General features: G+C 38.6%; 16 protein-coding genes. 10 read left to right on the top strand and 6 right to left on the bottom strand.

The features are described 5' to 3' along the window. Positions 1 to 15: 15 nt before the first annotated feature. Positions 16 to 1,101: a c-type cytochrome gene (locus QUE72_RS11485; RefSeq protein ID WP_286269125.1), complete on the bottom strand. Its 1,086-nt coding sequence runs from the start codon at positions 1,099 to 1,101 to the stop codon at positions 16 to 18. A gap of 205 nt (positions 1,102 to 1,306) precedes the next feature. Here QUE72_RS11485 and QUE72_RS11480 point away from each other — a divergent pair, with 205 nt between their 5' ends. Beyond that, positions 1,307 to 2,239, top strand: coding sequence for a M14 family metallopeptidase (locus QUE72_RS11480; RefSeq protein WP_074495629.1), 933 nt, complete (start codon positions 1,307 to 1,309; stop codon positions 2,237 to 2,239). A 31-nt stretch (positions 2,240 to 2,270) separates the two neighbouring features. After that, positions 2,271 to 2,843 carry an elongation factor P-like protein EfpL gene (gene efpL, locus QUE72_RS11475; RefSeq protein ID WP_074495628.1) on the top strand — a complete coding sequence of 191 codons (573 nt, stop codon included), beginning with the start codon at positions 2,271 to 2,273 and terminating at the stop codon, positions 2,841 to 2,843. A gap of 89 nt (positions 2,844 to 2,932) precedes the next feature. Here the strand turns inward: efpL and QUE72_RS11470 are convergent, their stop codons facing one another. Continuing rightward, a complete protein-coding gene (locus tag QUE72_RS11470; RefSeq protein WP_286269124.1) occupies positions 2,933 to 3,457 on the bottom strand; it encodes a hypothetical protein in 525 nt (174 codons plus the stop codon). Positions 3,458 to 3,477: 20 nt separating this feature from the next. Next, complete coding sequence (locus QUE72_RS11465; protein WP_286269122.1) at positions 3,478 to 6,045, bottom strand: ExeM/NucH family extracellular endonuclease; 2,568 nt, start codon at positions 6,043 to 6,045, stop codon at positions 3,478 to 3,480. A gap of 259 nt (positions 6,046 to 6,304) precedes the next feature. Between QUE72_RS11465 and QUE72_RS11460 the strand changes: the two genes are divergently transcribed. From QUE72_RS11460 to hpf, 4 genes are all read left to right on the top strand, one after another. After that, positions 6,305 to 7,252, top strand: coding sequence for a DUF808 domain-containing protein (locus QUE72_RS11460; protein ID WP_286272976.1), 948 nt, complete (start codon positions 6,305 to 6,307; stop codon positions 7,250 to 7,252). A 31-nt stretch (positions 7,253 to 7,283) separates the two neighbouring features. Next, on the top strand, positions 7,284 to 8,120 hold the full coding sequence (locus tag QUE72_RS11455) for an HDOD domain-containing protein (RefSeq protein WP_286269120.1): 837 nt from the start codon (positions 7,284 to 7,286) through the stop codon (positions 8,118 to 8,120). Positions 8,121 to 8,394: 274 nt separating this feature from the next. Continuing rightward, on the top strand, positions 8,395 to 8,568 hold the full coding sequence (locus QUE72_RS11450) for a DUF3545 family protein (protein ID WP_139302526.1): 174 nt from the start codon (positions 8,395 to 8,397) through the stop codon (positions 8,566 to 8,568). Between the two features lie 119 nt (positions 8,569 to 8,687). After that, the gene (gene hpf / locus QUE72_RS11445; protein ID WP_286269117.1) at positions 8,688 to 9,023 is read left to right on the top strand and encodes a ribosome hibernation-promoting factor, HPF/YfiA family; all 336 of its coding nucleotides are present in this window, start codon (positions 8,688 to 8,690) and stop codon (positions 9,021 to 9,023) included. A gap of 43 nt (positions 9,024 to 9,066) precedes the next feature. Here the strand turns inward: hpf and QUE72_RS11440 are convergent, their stop codons facing one another. The 3 genes from QUE72_RS11440 to QUE72_RS11430 all read right to left on the bottom strand — a co-directional run bounded on the left by QUE72_RS11440 (position 9,067) and on the right by QUE72_RS11430 (position 12,285). Beyond that, complete coding sequence (locus tag QUE72_RS11440; protein ID WP_286269115.1) at positions 9,067 to 9,990, bottom strand: histone deacetylase family protein; 924 nt, start codon at positions 9,988 to 9,990, stop codon at positions 9,067 to 9,069. Next, positions 9,987 to 11,855 (bottom strand): GNAT family N-acetyltransferase, encoded by a 1,869-nt coding sequence (locus QUE72_RS11435; RefSeq protein ID WP_286269114.1) that lies wholly within the window; start codon positions 11,853 to 11,855, stop codon positions 9,987 to 9,989. Before QUE72_RS11435 ends, QUE72_RS11440 begins: the two co-directional genes overlap by 4 nt. Before the next feature lie 214 nt (positions 11,856 to 12,069). After that, positions 12,070 to 12,285: a dodecin gene (locus QUE72_RS11430; protein ID WP_074495616.1), complete on the bottom strand. Its 216-nt coding sequence runs from the start codon at positions 12,283 to 12,285 to the stop codon at positions 12,070 to 12,072. A gap of 164 nt (positions 12,286 to 12,449) precedes the next feature. Here QUE72_RS11430 and QUE72_RS11425 point away from each other — a divergent pair, with 164 nt between their 5' ends. The 4 genes from QUE72_RS11425 (at position 12,450) to QUE72_RS11410 (ending at position 17,394) form a co-directional block, all read left to right on the top strand. Next, positions 12,450 to 13,538 carry a ketoacyl-ACP synthase III gene (locus QUE72_RS11425; RefSeq protein ID WP_286269113.1) on the top strand — a complete coding sequence of 363 codons (1,089 nt, stop codon included), beginning with the start codon at positions 12,450 to 12,452 and terminating at the stop codon, positions 13,536 to 13,538. Positions 13,539 to 13,615: 77 nt separating this feature from the next. Then, the gene (locus tag QUE72_RS11420) at positions 13,616 to 14,254 is read left to right on the top strand and encodes a GNAT family N-acetyltransferase (RefSeq protein ID WP_074495614.1); all 639 of its coding nucleotides are present in this window, start codon (positions 13,616 to 13,618) and stop codon (positions 14,252 to 14,254) included. 1,367 nt (positions 14,255 to 15,621) lie between these two features. Next, a protein-coding gene (locus tag QUE72_RS11415) for an IS3 family transposase (RefSeq protein ID WP_286269112.1) occupies positions 15,622 to 16,814 on the top strand; the annotation gives its coding sequence in 2 pieces (ribosomal slippage) (positions 15,622 to 15,927 and positions 15,930 to 16,814; 1,191 coding nt in all). 133 nt (positions 16,815 to 16,947) lie between these two features. Then, complete coding sequence (locus QUE72_RS11410) at positions 16,948 to 17,394, top strand: hypothetical protein (protein ID WP_286269111.1); 447 nt, start codon at positions 16,948 to 16,950, stop codon at positions 17,392 to 17,394. Positions 17,395 to 17,550 lie beyond the last annotated feature (156 nt).

Below are 17,550 nucleotides of genomic sequence, written 5' to 3'. Positions count from 1 at the left end.
CAATAATCTACATGATTAATCAAGGGTGGATAAATCACCACGAGTGACAGGGAAGCCAAGGTGCATCCAACCAAAAATACCTTCCCACAAAACGGCTGTTTTTGTAAAACCTTTATGTCGTAATTTATTGACTACATGATCAGCGGCAGCACGCGGGCATGAACAATAAGCAACAATTTGAACGTCTGTAGGGATGTCTGCAATCATAGCATCAAGATCTGCATAATAAGGTAATGGCACGGAACCTTTAATATGAGCGGTTTGCCATACCGAGGTTACACGAGTATCAAATAATACCATTTTCTGTTTTTTTTCTAAGGCTTTATATAGGTCTTCAGCCATCACATATTGATCATCTTTAAGCGTGAAATTTGGGTGTTCACCCTCAGGGTTTACCACATATTCTGCAGGCGTTGGTAGTTGTTTTAATACTGGCTTATTATCTTGCCAGCCACTGGCTTTGTTGCGTAAAAAAGCGGTAATATCGTTAATTGATTGCTCTGGTAAAATCCCTTGATAAGCTTTCATTGGGGTATTTTTCCTACCATGTCGAATAGCATAACGAATGAATTCATCGGTGTTGTGTGCTAGCGCTGAAGGATTTCCTAAAGCTGGAGCTGTTATACCTTCGCCGTTGATGCCATGACAAGTTGAACATTCTTTTTGATAGACTCGTTCGCCTTTTTTAATATCACCTTGCACAGGGTTCGTTGACAATTTAACCCGATCAACGCCTGATTTTTCGAATAACCAATAGGTTAAGTTCCATGTTTCTTCTAATGTCATAGGGCCACCAACCTCATCTAAATAGCCGCCCATTGGAGTGCCAGTTCGACCATATGACATTGGCCTTAAAATGGCATGAGGCACACCAGACTGAAATAGACTGGCGCTTTTTAATGAAGGTGCATGGTCGTTCACATGGCCTTGTCTGTCTTTACCGTGACATAAAGCACAATATTGAAGATAGTTTTTCTCTGCTATTTCAGCTTGTTTTGCTGTTAATTTTCTTGGTGGTTCAATGGTCTCATACTCTTGAGCAATAATAACCTTACTCAACATTGTAGAGAGGGTGAGAAGAAACAGTATTTGCTTATACATAACGTAGAAATCCTTTCGAGAGATAGCTTTAGTGTAACGCTCTATCCAATACAATATAAGTATAATTTATCGTAAACTCTCGGCGTTTAATCGAGAATAGATGTAACAAAACATAGTGAAAATTTCGATTAACATAAACTGAGGGATGAATAATACATGGCTTTCGGTATAATCTTGCCAACGCACGAATAATACAGATTAACCTATGCAAAACGAAACTCTCTACCCCATTGGCAAGCCCGGTATTAAATGGGGGCCAGCAGAAAAAGCCCAATGGCGTGAAAAACAACAAATAAAACGAAGTTATCAACAAGAAGTGGTCAGTAAAATAAACCAATTAACCGATCATTTTACCGTTAAACAGTACGGTGCCTTACCTTATAACGAAGAAGCTTATCCTTTGTTAGCGTTAGTTTCTAAAGCCTATACTAACAACAAACCAACGGTGCTGGTGACTGGTGGTGTTCACGGCTACGAAACAAGTGGTGTGCATGGTGCTTTATTGTTTGCAGAACAATTTGCCGAAAACTTTCATGAACAGGTCAACTTTATCATTGCGCCTTGTGTTAGTCCGTGGGGGTATGAAACGATTAATCGCTGGAACCCTTTAGCGATTGATCCAAACCGTTCTTTTTATCAACCAAGCCCTGCGCCAGAATCTGAAAAGTTAATGTCGTTCATTGATGAGTTAGGCGTTGAGCTACTAGCGCATTTTGATTTACACGAAACCACTGATACCGATAACTCAGAATTTAGACCTGCGCTTGCCGCGAGAGATGCAACGGTACATGATAATTGGAATATCCCTGACGGCTTTTACCTTGTTGCTAACACAGCTAAACCACAACCTGCTTTTCAAAAAGCGATAATAGATGCCGTTGCTAAAATAACGCATATTGCTCCCGCTGATGATGAAAATAGATTAATTGGCGAAACGATAGAACAGTTCGGAGTAATCAATTATGACGCTAGACCACTTGGTTTATGTATGGGCTTTAGTGACGCAAAATATGTAACCACAACAGAAGTTTACCCAGACAGCCCTAAGGTTGATACTGATAATTGTAATTTAGCACAAGCAACGGTGATTAATGCTGGTTTGGCATATATTCTCGCTAACAATAGTTATAATGATTAATAAAAGTTTGTTTAACATTTAAGGAAATAACATGCCAAAGGCAAGTGATGTAAAGAAAAACCAAGCTATTGAGCACAATGGCGGTGTATTTATTATAAAAGATATTGAACGTTCAGTGCCACAGGGCAGAGCAGGTGGAAGTTTGTATCGCATGCGTATGTACGATGTGGTGACAGGCGGTAAAGTCGATGAAACGTTTAAAGATTCAGATATGCTGAACTATGCGGACTTAATTCGACGACCTGTCATGTTTTCTTATATTGATGGTGAAGAGTATGTGTTTATGGATAACGAAGATTACACACCATACAACCTAAATAAAGCATCTATTAGCGACGAAGTACTGTTTATCAATGAATCTACTCAAGGTGTTCAGGTAATTTTAGTGGATGGTTCTCCAGTAGGTATCGACTTACCCTCAAGCGTTGAGTTAGCCGTATTAGAAACTGATCCTTCCATTAAAGGGGCGTCTGCGACATCAAGAACGAAGCCCGCTACACTTTCAACGGGGTTAATTATTCAAGTGCCTGAACATATTTCAACGGGTGATATCGTAAAAATTAACACCGATGAGAAAAAGTTTATGGGGCGTGGTGATAAGTAAGATTCTGTTTTAACGTGAACGTTACTATACAACGCAATTGATGAAAAAGCCCTGTTAATTAACAGGGCTTTTTTATGATGAAACCTTGATTAAGCGTTATGGTACTTTTTACGGAACAAAGCAAAGAGGCTTAGGAATAGTAAAAGGCCCGTTGCAGGTTCATTAATCGCACTGACAATCTCGTCACCGTTGATATCAAATTGTCTAACTGCTGCAATGTCAAACGATGCGGTAAAGTCAGCAAGCGCTGTAAATTCTGCAATACCTAAATTAAAGGAAGTTGAGGGCACTTCTGTGGCATCAAACCACCAAACGGCTACTGAAAGTAAACCCGGTTGGCTTAACGTAACGTCAGTAAATAACGGGCCAAATGCAGGTGAAGGTGGTGACATCATCATAGAATCAAAAACAAAATCTTCAAATGATAACAAGGTATTATCAAAAGCTATGTCAACTTCAAGCGTAGCCATTTCTGCTGCGACTTGTTCAACGGCAATGTTTAATAGTACGTTGTCGTTTGTATTGTAGCTCGCTTGATCGCTGTTTAACGAGATGAGGTTAGCGTTCGCGTTTGTCGCAACAAACAAGCAAAGTAGTATAAATAAATTTTTCATGTTTTTCCCTTAATTAATGATTATTCAGTAGCGCATCGAGCACGAGTACACAGTTGCATGTAACCGCGAACATCTCGGCGGTTGAGTTGTTTGTCGTTATTAAAGTCGTAAGCTAAATCGGTTAATTCATTTGATGCTGATAATGTTAAAAACAGCGTGATGTCTTGGGTATCTACATCAGAATCTTGATCTAAATCTCCAAACATACTGTCTTGTGTTAACGAAATTTCGACAATAATAGGGTCGTGGTCTGATGAACGGAATGCATCAGGGGCGTAGTATTTTGCGTGATGTGTCGCGTTTTGATATTGCATGCTGTAATCAAGTACGCGAGGTTCATCGGCGTTTATAGGCCAAGTGACAACATCTACCACATGCTGTGCTAAAGCTTGATTAGCTAACGCGTGATCTAATTGGCCGAGTTGTCCATCAAAGATATAACTATAGGCATCCACTTTATTTAAGGTAGTAAATAAGTCATCAAAGCCGGCATTTGCTAACGCAACAATAGGATCTTCTTTTAAATAGGCGTTTAAATCGCCAATAACGAGGGTGGGCAGCTCGACATATTCTTTATTTAAGAACAAGCCAAGTGCTTTAGCGGCTCGTGTACGCGTTAAGTTACAGTTACCTTGCCCATCATTGTTATCATAGTCGTTAAGGCTGTTGCAGTGACTACCTTTCGATTTTAAATGATTAACCGCAATCACAATTTCTTGTTCAGACGCTTGATGTTTAAATAACTGTGTTACAACAGGGCGGTTCTTGTTTGATAAGAATAGTACTTGGCCATTTTCATCTTTAGCAGAGTTTTGGCTATTTAATACTTTAGCAGCCTCAACAGGTGTCACTGAATTCGCTTTATAAAGTATGCCAACGGCTATTGCATCACTTCCCATTTGACTTTCCGCAGGAGCAACAAACTGATAAACGTTATCATTAAAGTAAGCGTTTATCCCTTGAGTAAGATCGGCAATGGCTGATTGTGCGCCGTATCCGTCGTTTTCTATTTCCATTAAACCGATAATATCAGCGTTAATGGTTGCAATGGCAGCAATAATTTTATCACGCTGACGCACAAACTCCGCTTCGGTTTTAGCACCTCTAGCGGTTGGAAAACCACCTCCTAAGCCATTGCCATTAAAGTAATTAAGCACGTTAAAGCTTGCAACTCGTAAATTACCCACGTTAGTAATGGTAGGCGTTTGCTGGCGAGCATTGGTGGTTTGGGTAGCAAGAGGTGTTGTTGGTAGGATTTGATAATTAGTAAAGTGAAATGACAAGATACCTGTCAATGTTGGTATTGTATCACCACTTCGTAATGAATTAATGGCACTTAATTCAGGGGTAGGTGCGGGCAGCGTTTCAGGATTTTGTGCCGTGTCGCCGTCATCAACAAGAATCGATTTTTCAGCGTTTTCTATTGCTAACTGATTGGCCGAAGCGCCAGGTTCAGATACTTGCGTTGGTGTATATAAACGTTCAGAGGCAACTTCGAACTGACCATAGCGGCCATAGTTATAGGTATCTGTGATCACTGCATCTTTTATGGTAACCCTCATACCTTCAAGTGCTTCTCGTTGGGTTGCATCAAGGGGTAAAGTAACTAATTGTGCAGCAGGCAAACTGACCGCAGTTTGACACACCTGTAGCTCAGTCACCGTAGAAAGTTGCGTTAAATTGTTATATTCACTAACTTTCGCGTGTAAACGAATGTTATCGCCGACGGCAACTGTATCAGCTTGGTGATAAACAAATACACCTTCTGAAGTCATGGCGTTATTGTCTGCTTCAAGATCAGCGCTTTGAATGAAAAAACCTTTATAACCAGTATGCTGAAGAGTATGAGTGACAATACCTTCTGTCCACACTGTATGCCCTGATAATGGGGTACTGTTACTACTTCCTTGAATATTTGCTATGCTAGTATATGTATCACCACAGTTGCTGGTTGCTGGAGAATCTCCACCATCACCATCACCACCATCACCATCACCTGAACCATTGTCACCGTCACCAGGGTCTCCATTATCCGTTGAACCGTCAAACTGATGAGAGCCTAATGAATCAAGGGTATTCTTTGCAAAGCCTATCCATTGGCCTGCGGGGTTAAAGTCATCATTTGGGTTTGTATCGCCACTGCTGATAGAAGATTTACGCACTAAGGTATTGTCTTTTGTACTTGTTAATGCGCTACCCCATTGGCTACCAGGGTCTTGGCCGATTTTTCCTATTGAATCAATAATCGTATTTGCTTTCTTTAACACGATAGCATCATCACCGTTAAACAGTAAACTGCCTGTTGTTAACTGGGTTGCAACACTGCTATCAATGTCACGATGTGCAATCACGAAAGTACTATTAGCGGCTATGGTGCCGCTTAAGTTAATGGTGTTTCCTGCTGTCGTTTTACCATTAAAGTATAAGGCAAGTTGATATTGAGAGAGATCGACGCTTTGAGCGCTGGTATTAAATAGCTCAATCGCTTTGTTGTAACTACTTCCCTCAACGTATTCTGAAATTATGATATCTGCCGATGCTGTACTGGTGAGCAATGCAGATAAGACTAATAAAGGTATTTTTTTCATGTTTTTTGGCCGTTATCAAGTAAGTAAAAGTGAATAGCTTATAAAAGCTGACCAAATGGTAAGTGTTTTACGTTAAGGATTTGTTAATAATGTGTGTAGCCTTTATGAAGTCTACATGTCATTTTTATGAATGATATGGTTTAGTTATTAACGACTTGAATGCATGACATTGTTTATCTGAATGTTTACGATACTAAACGTTTGCAACGTTTAAATTCATGATACAGTTAACGATTATCAATTGAATATAGGAATAAAAGTGCCAGGGGTAAACTTACTCGCGTTAATCGATGATATCGCCACTGTATTAGACGATGTTGCTGTACTTTCAAAGGTTGCAGCTAAGAAAACAGCTGGTGTTTTGGGGGATGATCTTGCGTTAAATGCTCAACAAGTCTCTGGTGTAAAAGCACAGCGGGAATTACCTGTGGTGTGGGCGGTTACGAAAGGCTCTTTTGTTAATAAATTAATTTTAGTACCTGCCGCGTTGCTAATTAGCGCTATTTATCCACCTTTAATTACTATTTTAATGGTACTGGGCGGTTTGTATTTGTGCTTTGAGGGGGCAGAAAAAGTTACCCATAAATTTCTACAAAGCAAAGAAGAAAAAGCAAAATATCATCAAGAAGTACTGGATAAGTTAACGCAAAATAACGTTGATTTAGTGCAATTAGAAAAAGATAAAATTAAAGGTGCCATTAGAACAGACTTTATTCTATCAGCTGAAATTGTGGTTATTGTGTTGGGGTCAGTCAAAGAAGCAAGCTTTGAAACACAAATTGCGGTGCTCAGTAGTTTAGCTATCGCATTTACTGTTGGTGTTTATGGTTTAGTAGCAGGCATTGTTAAGCTAGATGACCTAGGATTATATTTATTGAAGAAATCTAAGTCAGGTGGTTTCAATCAATTGCAGCGAACTTGCGGGCGGGGGTTATTAATATTTGCGCCTTTATTGATGAAATTGTTATCGGTGGTAGGCACATTAGCGATGTTCTTAGTTGGCGGCGGTATACTTGTTCATAGCATTGCGTTTTTACATGATATTTCAATCAGTATCACTCACTACGTAACGGCTTTATTGGGTAATAGTTGGGCAACAATAATCAGTGTGGTGCATGATGGTGTTGTTGGTTTAATTGCAGGGTTAATGATTTTAGTGCTAATGACAGTATTTGCCAAAGTCAAAAATAAACTTAAGCACTATTAGCGTTTATTCTTTTGTATTATAAGGGGAAATCATGAGAACTAGTGTTGATCAATATGTGGCACAAGCACAAGAGTTATGTGTGTTACCAGATGTTTACATGACGCTTAAAAGGCTGATTGCGGATGAAAGCTCAACATTAGACGATATTGCTCAAGTATTGTCTCTTGAACCGGCCATTGCTTCAAAATTATTAAAAATAGCAAATAGCCCCATGTTCGGTTTTCCCCGTGAAGTGGTTTCAATCGATCGTGCCTTAATGATATTAGGGATTAAAGAAGTAGAAAACTTAGTTGATGCTTATGGGGTAACGGCTGCATTTTCTGGTATTGATCCCAACATCGCAGACATGGATAGGTTTTGGGAGATCAGCGTTGATTGTGCGTTATTAACCCAGTTTTTTGCTAAACAACTTAAAATGCCTAGCGAAAAAAGTTTATTTCTATCAGGGCTATTTCATAATATAGGCGCATTAGTATTAGTACATTTAGCGCCAAAGCAAGTTAAATACAGCGAAGGTTACCACCAAGGAGAAACGCCTTGGGAGCGACAAAAAGATGTATTGGGCTTTACGTATTCACAATTAAGTGCCGCGTTGTTAACCTCGTGGCAGTTACCGTCAGTTATCGTTGAGCCTATCGCACAGTATGCTGATGCTTATCAGAATGAATTATCTAATGAAGCAAGTTTGTTGTTTATTACCACACGTTTAGCGTTAATTAATTCGCATCCTGGCATGTATGCAAAGAAAACATTTTTAGGAAATCATCTTTTGCAGGAACTTGGTTTGACGGCCCAAGATGTCGATTCTGGATTACAATATTGTAATCAACAAGGTGTGGAAATTTTATCGGTGTTAGGTCACATTTAATTAAGGTCTGTTGATCTTTCGAGAGTAAATGTAGTTGAATGAACCCAAAGGGCAGCGTTTTTTGTCATTTATACGTCGTTATTGCTTTTTCATGTGGAATAACCACACATTAAACGCAATGCCTTGTCTAAATACCCATAAACTGCTGCAAAAATAAACACGAAAGATCAACATATCCTAAGTTTTATCGTCATGTAACTGTCACGTTTCTTTCAAAAAATGATCATAAAACCTGTTTACATTGAAGCCAGTTATTACAATGTGGATAAACAAAATGAATACATCAGATTATAGAAATTTTGACTATGTTGAATTCGACGAATTAGACGTTCATGAGGTGAAAGCAAAAGTAAAAACCCGCAAACGTAAATGGCGAGAAATTGAAAATATTAAAGAAGTTCGCAGGTTACGTAAGGAATTAGCACAATATGATAGCTATGAACTTTAATCATATGTGCGCTTAAAAATTATTTTTGCATTTTACTGTTGTTTTTTATTTTATTGCCCAGAGGTATATAAATAGAGAACGTAATCTCTGTTTCTATTTTTCAATGAAGAGGGTGTAAAATGAAAATAACAATTTCAGGTCATCATGTAAAAATTACCCAAGCAATCAAACAAGCAATTGAGAATAAATTAACTAAAGTCGCGAATCACTTCCCAGATATTATGGCGATTGAATCGGTAGTGAAAGTTGAACCGAATCAACAACAAATCGAAGTGATCACCCAGTATGAAGGGCAGAAAATATCAGTTCGCGCTGCCAGTAAAGAATTGTACAAAGCTATTGCAGAAGCAGCTAAAAAGCTTGAAGCAGCATTGAAGCACAGAAAGGGAACATTGCAGAAGAAACAACATAAGAAGTATCGAGTACCTCAATCGGATATGTTTCAACCAAGTTAATTTAAAATGCCGCATTTAATGCGGCATTTTTCGTTTAAGCGGGTTAATTTCCAATTAAGCCATTAATATGGGCAACAGCACACCTACCTAAAGCGTTTAGCGCGTAGCCACCTTCAAGGGCAGAAACAATACGGCCTTGAGCGTATTGGTCAGCAATATTTTTTATCTCGTCAGTCACCCAGCGATAATCATCTTCCGTTAAGCTTATTTGTGACATTTCATCTTCAATATGCGCATCAAACCCTGCAGAAATAAAAATAAATTCTGGTTTAAATTCATGTAAATGCGTTAACCATTTATCTTTGATGGCTTGCCTAAATTCAGGCCCTTTTGTGGTTGCTTTGAGGGGGGTGTTAATAATGGGCGGACTGTCGCTTGCTTGCATTTCAAACGGGTAAAAAGGGTACTGATAACTCGAGCAAAATAATATCCCTGTTTTATCTTTTACAATATTTTCAGTGCCGTTACCGTGATGAACATCAAAATCTACAATAGCAACACGCGAAACACCATATTGCTTCTTCACATACTCCGCCGCTATGGCGATATTATTGAAAAGACAAAAGCCCATGGCTTTGTCACGCTCAGCATGATGGCCAGGAGGGCGGGTAAGACAAAATGCCGAAGACAAGGCCTCGCTCATCACTAAATCAACGGCATCTTTTACCGCCCCAGCGGAATATCGCGCAGCCGTTAATGTTTCAGCATTCATCGCGGTATCATCATCGAGACGAAAAAGTCCTTCGCTTGGGGCATTGCTGTAAATATAGTCGATGTATTGTTTGTCATGGGCAAGCAATAATAGTGATTTATCAATGGGCGAAGCGTCAAATTGTTTGATCACATATTCAAGCCCACTTCTGATTAACTGGTCTTGAATAGCGCCAATACGCGCAGGAGATTCAGGGTGATGCTCTCCCATCATATGACCATTACAGCGATGGTGGCCTATAATTCCTACGGTCATTCGATTTCCTTTGCATTCGTGATTGTTTCTTCTAGGGTTAAGCATAATGAAATTTCGTCGAAATCTTCTGAGTAACCTCTGACAAAACCTGCATTTTCGAACACTTTAAGCATGGCAGCATTGTCTCTTCTCACGCAGGCAATTAATGAAGATAACTTCCGTTTCTTTGCAATTTTGATCATTTGCAATAACAAGGTGGTTGCCATGCCTTTACTACGTTGGGTTTCACGAATAACAAAAGCTACTTCAGCCGAATTCGTTGCCTCAATAAAATAGTATCGTCCAACGGCTTGAATAATTTCACCTAAGTGGTCGCGTTGTGTAAAGCACAATGCTAAATCTTTATGTTGATCAACACTGACCAGTTGACAGGAGTTTTCACGTGTCATTTGTGTTAAATGGTGGTTATAGCGCATCATTAACGTTTCTTTGGTATGCGAGTAAAAAAACTCTTGTAAGCGTCGTTCATCTGCAGGGCTTAACGGGCGAAGTATAAAGCGTTCACCGCCAAGGGTGAATTTTTTCAATTCAACAGCGCCAAGTTCAGGTACAGAAGTGGGGGTATTATCTTGGTAGGTGGGCACCCAATAATGTTTGCGAACCTGTTGGAGTAAATCATCTCTAAACTTAGGATGCGCGATACGAATTAGTTCTAAAGCACGTTCGCGAATACTTTTACCGATTAAATTGGCGATACCAAACTCAGTGACCACATAGCCAACATGGCCTCTAGAAGTCACAACACCACCGCCTTCGGTAATATGTGGCACGATACGAGATATACTGCCATCTTTAGTGGTAGAAGGTAGCACAATAACCGGTTTACCGCCTTTACTCAGCCATGCACCACGAACAAAGTCTACTTGCCCACCTATACCGCTATAAAATTGGTGTCCAATAGAGTCTGAGACAACTTGTCCGGTAAGATCAACTTCAATGGCACTATTAATTGACACCATGTTGTCGTTCTTTGCAATATTTACTGGCGAGTTGACATGCTCAGATGGGTAAAATTCAACATGCTGATTTTTATCTACAAAATCGTATAATCGCTGTGTACCTATACAGAAGGTAGTAACGGTTTTACCTTTATGAAACGTTTTTCGGCGGTTATTGATCACGCCACTTTTCATCAGATCAATAATACCGTCTGAGATCATTTCACTGTGAACGCCTAAGTCTTTATGATTCATTAAATATTTCAACACTGCGCTTGGAATTTTACCTATTCCTATTTGTATGGTTGCACCATTTTCTACGAGCATTGCGGCATATTGGCCAATACGTTCACTCACCGGATCAATTTGTTGATCAGGTATTTCTGGTAAACGCTGCTCTGCTGTCAACCAAGCGTGAATTTGATTGACGTGAATAAAGCTATGGCCGTTGGTGCAAGGCATATGTGGGTTCACTTGCGCAATAACAACTTTTGCGGATTTTACCGCTGACGCGACTACATCAACGCTAACACCTAACGAGCAGTAGCCGTATTCGTCTGGTGGACTAACCATCACTAATGCTGCGTCTAACGGTAAAATATTTTGCTTAAATAGCGTGGGTATTTCTGAAATAAAGCAAGGTGTATAATCTGCTCTTCCTTCGGCTACTGCTTCTCTTACATTCTTTCCGCCGATAAACAGTGTGTTGACTTTAAATAAATCTTTATGTTCAGGTTTGGCCCAAACATTGTCTGAAAAGGTGAGAATATGGACTGTTTCTATATCGTGAAGTTGCGCGCTATTTTCAATTAAATTATCAATTAACGCGTTTGGAACAGCGGCGTTAGAGCCTATGAAAATACGATGGCCAGATTTTAAGTAATCTTGCCATTGAACAGGAGTGCCAGCTTTGTTCGTTAACTGCATGATAGTGCGTCTTATTGGTTATTGATTGGTCGAAACCTAGTTTGAGAGATGTTTAACTTATTGAAGATAGCCACAACATTATCCAACTAGGTTTCATTAGTGTAGTGCTTACTTGTTTATATTAAAACAATATTGTGGCTAATACTTTGATGTTGAACAATAATTTTTATTGTTTTTTTAGACTTTTAACCAATAACGAAAGTAAAGCTATTGGTTAACTGTTTTCAATTCTAAAGCCTATTTTTAAGGTGACTTGAAAGTGACCAACTTTTCCATCAACAATATGGCCGCGTGTTTCAACAACCTCAAACCAATCCATATGGTTAACTGATTGGCTGCATTCCGTAATCGCGTTATGAATGGCGTCTTCTATACTTGTTGTAGATGATCCCACAAGTTCTAGTTTTTTATACGTGTGATGATTTGACATAATACTCTCCTAAGTTTCAGATGGTTTATGGTTAATATAGTACAAGAAACAGAGGTTTTGTTTGTCGTGAGTAATTTCTCGTAGACTTGCGATGTATCACGCTATAGGATGATGTTAATAACTGGTACGAACAGTTAACCATTTTAGAATGTATTGGGTGAATTATGACATATGCTGCAATTAAGGGTTGGGGAAAATGCCTACCGCCTGCCACACTTACCAACGACGACTTAGCTACTTTTTTAGATACAAATGATCAGTGGATTACAACGCGTACAGGGATGAAAGAACGCAGAATTTCACATGTAACAGTAAGTGAACTTGCTTATGTTGCTTGTGAACAAGCATTAGCGTCAGCAGGAAAAATTGCTGATGATGTTGATTTAATTGTATTTGGAAGTACTACATTTGATGAGTTATGTCCAAATGCTGCTTCTAATGTACAGCGCTTATTAGGTGCTGAACGTGCAGCATGTATGGATGTTAACACCGCTTGTACTAGCGGCATGTATAGTTTAACCACAGCAACTGCAATGATAAAAAGCGGTGTGGTTCGATCTGCGCTAGTGATTGGTGCTGAAGTAATTTCACCAATTATGGAGTGGGATAATCGTGATGTCGCTGTACTTTTTGGTGACGGGGCCGCTGCGCTCTATTTAGAGGCTACAGAAGAAAAATCAGGCGTATTGGCTGAGTCATTAGGCTGTTTTGGTGAATCTCGAGATATACTAGCTGTGCAAGGTTGGGGCATGAAGTATGCAAACAAAGCACGGCAACTTGGTGATGCACATTGGAATTTTATCGGCCAAGAAATCTTTAAAAAAGCGGTTGCGGGTATGGCACATGGTTGTGAAGCAACCTTAAATAAACTTAATTTAACTGCACAAGACATGTCACTAGTTGTGCCTCACCAAGCAAATTTGCGTATTATTGACGCATTAGCCAAAAAGCTTGCACTGCCAACAGAAAAAGTTTTCGTTAATATTGAAAAATACGGCAATATGTCTGCGGCAACGGTATTGGTTGCCTTTGTTGAAGCCCTAGAAGAAGGCTTAGTTACTGACAATAGCCATGTGCTTTTACCTGCATTTGGTGGTGGGTTAACCTGGAGTGCTCATGTGCTGTACTTTTCAAAAGCCCCTAAATCTAAAGGAAAGTCAGCGGTAACACTTCCTGCAACAACACTAAGTGGCCTGGAATTAGTACAAAACCTTATGCGTGCAAAAGCGAGTGGAATTACCAACAAAACGTAATGTAGAAAATTTGCATATTTGATTTATCTTTTAATTTACTGCTATTGTTTAGAAAAACAACAATAAGAGGTTCGTAAATGTCCCAAGTAGTCACTAACGCAACAAAAGACGATATCAGAGCAGCATATTTAACTGCTGAAGAACTGAAATTAGCAGTCTCTTTGTTGTATCAGTCTTATCATGATGATCCGGTATTTTTAGAAATATTCAATGCTGAAAAAAGTGATTATGAACAACGGCTACGTTCTTCAATTCGCGAAGAGTTAAATGCTTTTTGGCAAGCTAAACAACCTATTGTTGGCCTTTATTTAGGTGAAACCTTGGTAGGTGTTGCTTGTTTAAATAGTCGACAAGATGGTGTTACAGCCGAAAGGTTTTGGCACTGGCGACTAAAAATGCTGTTAGGCGCAGGTTATTTCAGCACAAAGCAAATGATTGAAAAAGAAGAAACCGTTATGGCTGCAGTACCCATGACAAATTTTCATGTATTGTCATTTATTGCTATTCACCCATTACATCAACACCATGGTTTTGGTCATTATTTAATGGCTGCGGTTAATACGCTGTTAGAAGATTATCCAGAAAGTGAAGGTGTGGCTGTTTATGCGACAAATGAGAAATATAAAGTATTTTTCAACGATGTAGATTACGAGTTTATCAAAGAGGTTGCCGTAGGTAATGTTAGCGGTTCGCTGATGGTGCATTACCGTAAATAACTTTACATAGTCCATAAATATTAAAGGGTTGATGACAGGTATGCATTATTTGTATTTGTTGTCAGCCATTTTATAACTCAAAGCGCTTTGTTTATACAATCACTTCAACTCTTTAATAGGGTACTTATTTCCTTCCTTGGCGTATTGATTAACGATTTAACACCGATTTAGCTATATCATTCGCTTTAAATAAAAGTTGTAGTAATTAATTCAAGATGCTGTTTTTATATACAATAACCCTTTATTCTTGTTTTTAACAAAAAATCGAGAACCATTCTCGTATCTAACGGGGAAAACGAGAATAGGAAATACTATCTCGTTGATATAGTTGGGAAGAAGTGATAATTTAAATTTTCGTTTTTATGAATAAAAGGGCTGTTCGTAGCGTTACTTGCGAGAATGGTTCTTATGAATAAGCTGTTAGCAGTCTTTATCTTTTGGTGGTTAAACAAGGATTGGTGTTTAATAAATAAAATGGATTTTCAGTTCTAGCAATTCATTGTTCAATCCATTTCATGCATTCATCTTAATTTGTTATGTTCTTATCGCTTCTTTTTAAGTAAGGTAAAGTCTTAAAAATTTAAGCAGTTTAAAAGTAGCTAAAGCGGTAAACCGCTGAAGTTCGGCATAAACTGCTAACAAGGCAATTAAACGGAAAATTTACAGTTGGCTTTTTTCGCTTCGCTCAATATTTTAGCCAACTATAAATTTCCGCTTATTGAAGCGTTAGGGTGAATAACTCATTTAATTATCGTTTGTTAAGTTTAGTGTTTAACAACTTGATTTGTTTTCGACTCAACTATTGTGATTCTGGTGTTTAAAAAGTAGCGGCTTGGTTTAGTGTTATCGGCAATCTAGTTTTCTTTAAGTTTTACACACTGCCTGTAGCTTAGTTCAGGTTTAACTTCTGGGGTTAAACAATCAGGCTCAGCAGTGAATCGAACCACTTGCTAAATAACTGATGCTCAAGTAAATTCACCTAACAAAAAATTCAAATCGGACTTAAAAAGCTTGTTTCGTTTTTTGCAAGGTGCAAAAAAGCAAACCAATCATTTTAAGCCGTTTAATATAAGCGTTAGCAGTCTTTATCTTTAAGTGGTTAAAACAGGGATTAGTGTTTAATAAATAAAATGGATTTTCAGTGCTAGCAATTCATTGTTAAATCCATTTCATGCATTCATCTTAATTTGTTATTTTCTTATCGCTTCTTTTTAAGTAAGGTAAAGTCATAAAAATTTAAGCCGTTTAAAAGTAGTTAAAGCGTTAAACCGCTGAAGTTCGGCATAAACTGCTAACAAGGCAATCAAACGGAAAATGCACCTCCCCCGTTTTGGTGGACACCTCCTCATCATATTGAGGAGGCTACAATGCCCAAATATACACAACCTAGAAAAACATGGTTTTACCCAGTAAGTTTCAAAATCAAAGTAGTCAAACTAAGCTTAAAAGACAATGTCATGTCAAAGGATGTTGCTTTAGCACTTGATATTCACCCGTTTATGCTCAGTCGTTGGCGGAAGGAATACAGAGAAGGTAAATTCTCTAAGCATCAGCGCTACCAGGGCAGCAATGAAATAATGAGTAAAGTCCCCACCCAAAAAGAACTGTCTGCAATTCAAAAGCTTAAAAAGGAAAATGAGCGTCTGAAACTGGAGAACGACTTGCTAAAAAAGTGGCAACGGTATCTGGCGGAAGTACATCAGAGCGATTTGGATTCATCCACAAGTTCGGACAAATCTTAGGTGTGAAGTACCTTTGTGATTGGCTCAACGTTTCTCCCAGTGGTTTTTATGCTTGGCGTAATCGTCCTTTATCAGCCAAAGTGTTAAGAGATGCAGATTTATTGCAGCAAATAAAAGCCGTGTTTCATGCTAATCATCAGACGTATGGCAGCCCCCGTGTGTTTTATGCGTTGAAAAGATCAGGTATAAGAACAAGCAAGAAGCGGGTTGCAAGGTTAATGCAAGAGAGTGGCTTGAGAGCTAGAGCAATTAAGACATATAGCAAACCAGCTAAGGTTAAATTTTTCTATAAGGAAATTCAAAATAAGCGTAGAAATATAGACAAGCCGACAGCGACAAACCAGCAATGGTCGGGTGATATCACGTATCTTAAAGTTGGTGCACGTTGGCATTACCTTGCTGTCGTTATCGATTTATACTCTCGTCGTGTTATTGGCTGGGCCTTTGGTAAAAACAAATCAACTGAGCTGACGTTAAAAGCATTGCGGCTTGCCATTAAAAAACGCAAACCCACTGAAAGAGTATTATTTCATACTGACCGAGGTGCCGAATATCGAGCCCACAATGTTCAGCACTACTTAAAAATTCACAATATTAATGCCAGTATGAACCGGCCTGGATGCTGCACAGATAATGCGGAAGTGGAGTCGTTTTTTCACTCATTGAAAGCTGACATCATTCGAGGAAATCGTTTTGAAACAATGAGTAAGTTACATTCTAAACTAAAAGGTTATTTAAATTACTTTTACAATAGACAGCGATTGCATTCAAGTTTAGGATATCAACCACCAGTTGAGTTTGAATTGGCAGGAAAATAAAAGTGGAAGGTGTCCACTTTTGCGGGGGAAGATCACAAAAAACAGTTGGCTTTTGCTCCTTCGTCGCTATTTTAGCCAACAATTTTTTGCCTGTTAATTAGGCGTTATGTTTTCATCAACCAAAGGATTTGCGATGAACAAATTTATACTTATCAAATGTTTTTTTCTTATAATTTCTTTTAACTCGTTAGCTAAGCAAACATATATTAGTGGCAGTGCGCCTTGGGCTCAACAGAAGAACTTGGAAAGAGCTGAGCATTACAACAAACTTACTTTAGGCCTTAACAAGTCAATATTGAAATATTTAGATTCATATGAGTCCAGAATATTTACTAAACAAATGGAAAGTTGGGCTCAATATTCAGAAAATACTTGTGCTGCTGTGGCTTTTTCATCAGGTACAACGGGAAGTAGGTTGAAAGTATATAAGTCTATGTGTCAAAAAGGCTTAAACTACAATAGATACTTTTCTACTAAAAATGCACTTAAATGTATTGAGCGTATTAGCAATCAAAAATACTCTGAGCCAGGTGTTAAATCTAGTTGTTTGTTACAAACATTTAATATCAAAGTGTATTAAAAACAAAACACATATGAACCTTCTTCCGTCAAATAGGCAATAGTGTTTTTTTAGCTGCCGCTAGGCAGCTAATTGTTAATCAATCAGCAAAATAATCTACTTCGTTCTGTCACTGTGACCGTTAAAATTGTTTACGGAAAACACATATTGAGGCTC

This window comes from Thalassotalea hakodatensis, from assembly GCF_030295995.1.
GTDB classification, from domain to species: domain Bacteria; phylum Pseudomonadota; class Gammaproteobacteria; order Enterobacterales; family Alteromonadaceae; genus Thalassotalea_C; species Thalassotalea_C hakodatensis.
Note: the sequence above shows the minus strand (reverse complement) of the source record. Positions and strands in the feature narration are given on the sequence as shown.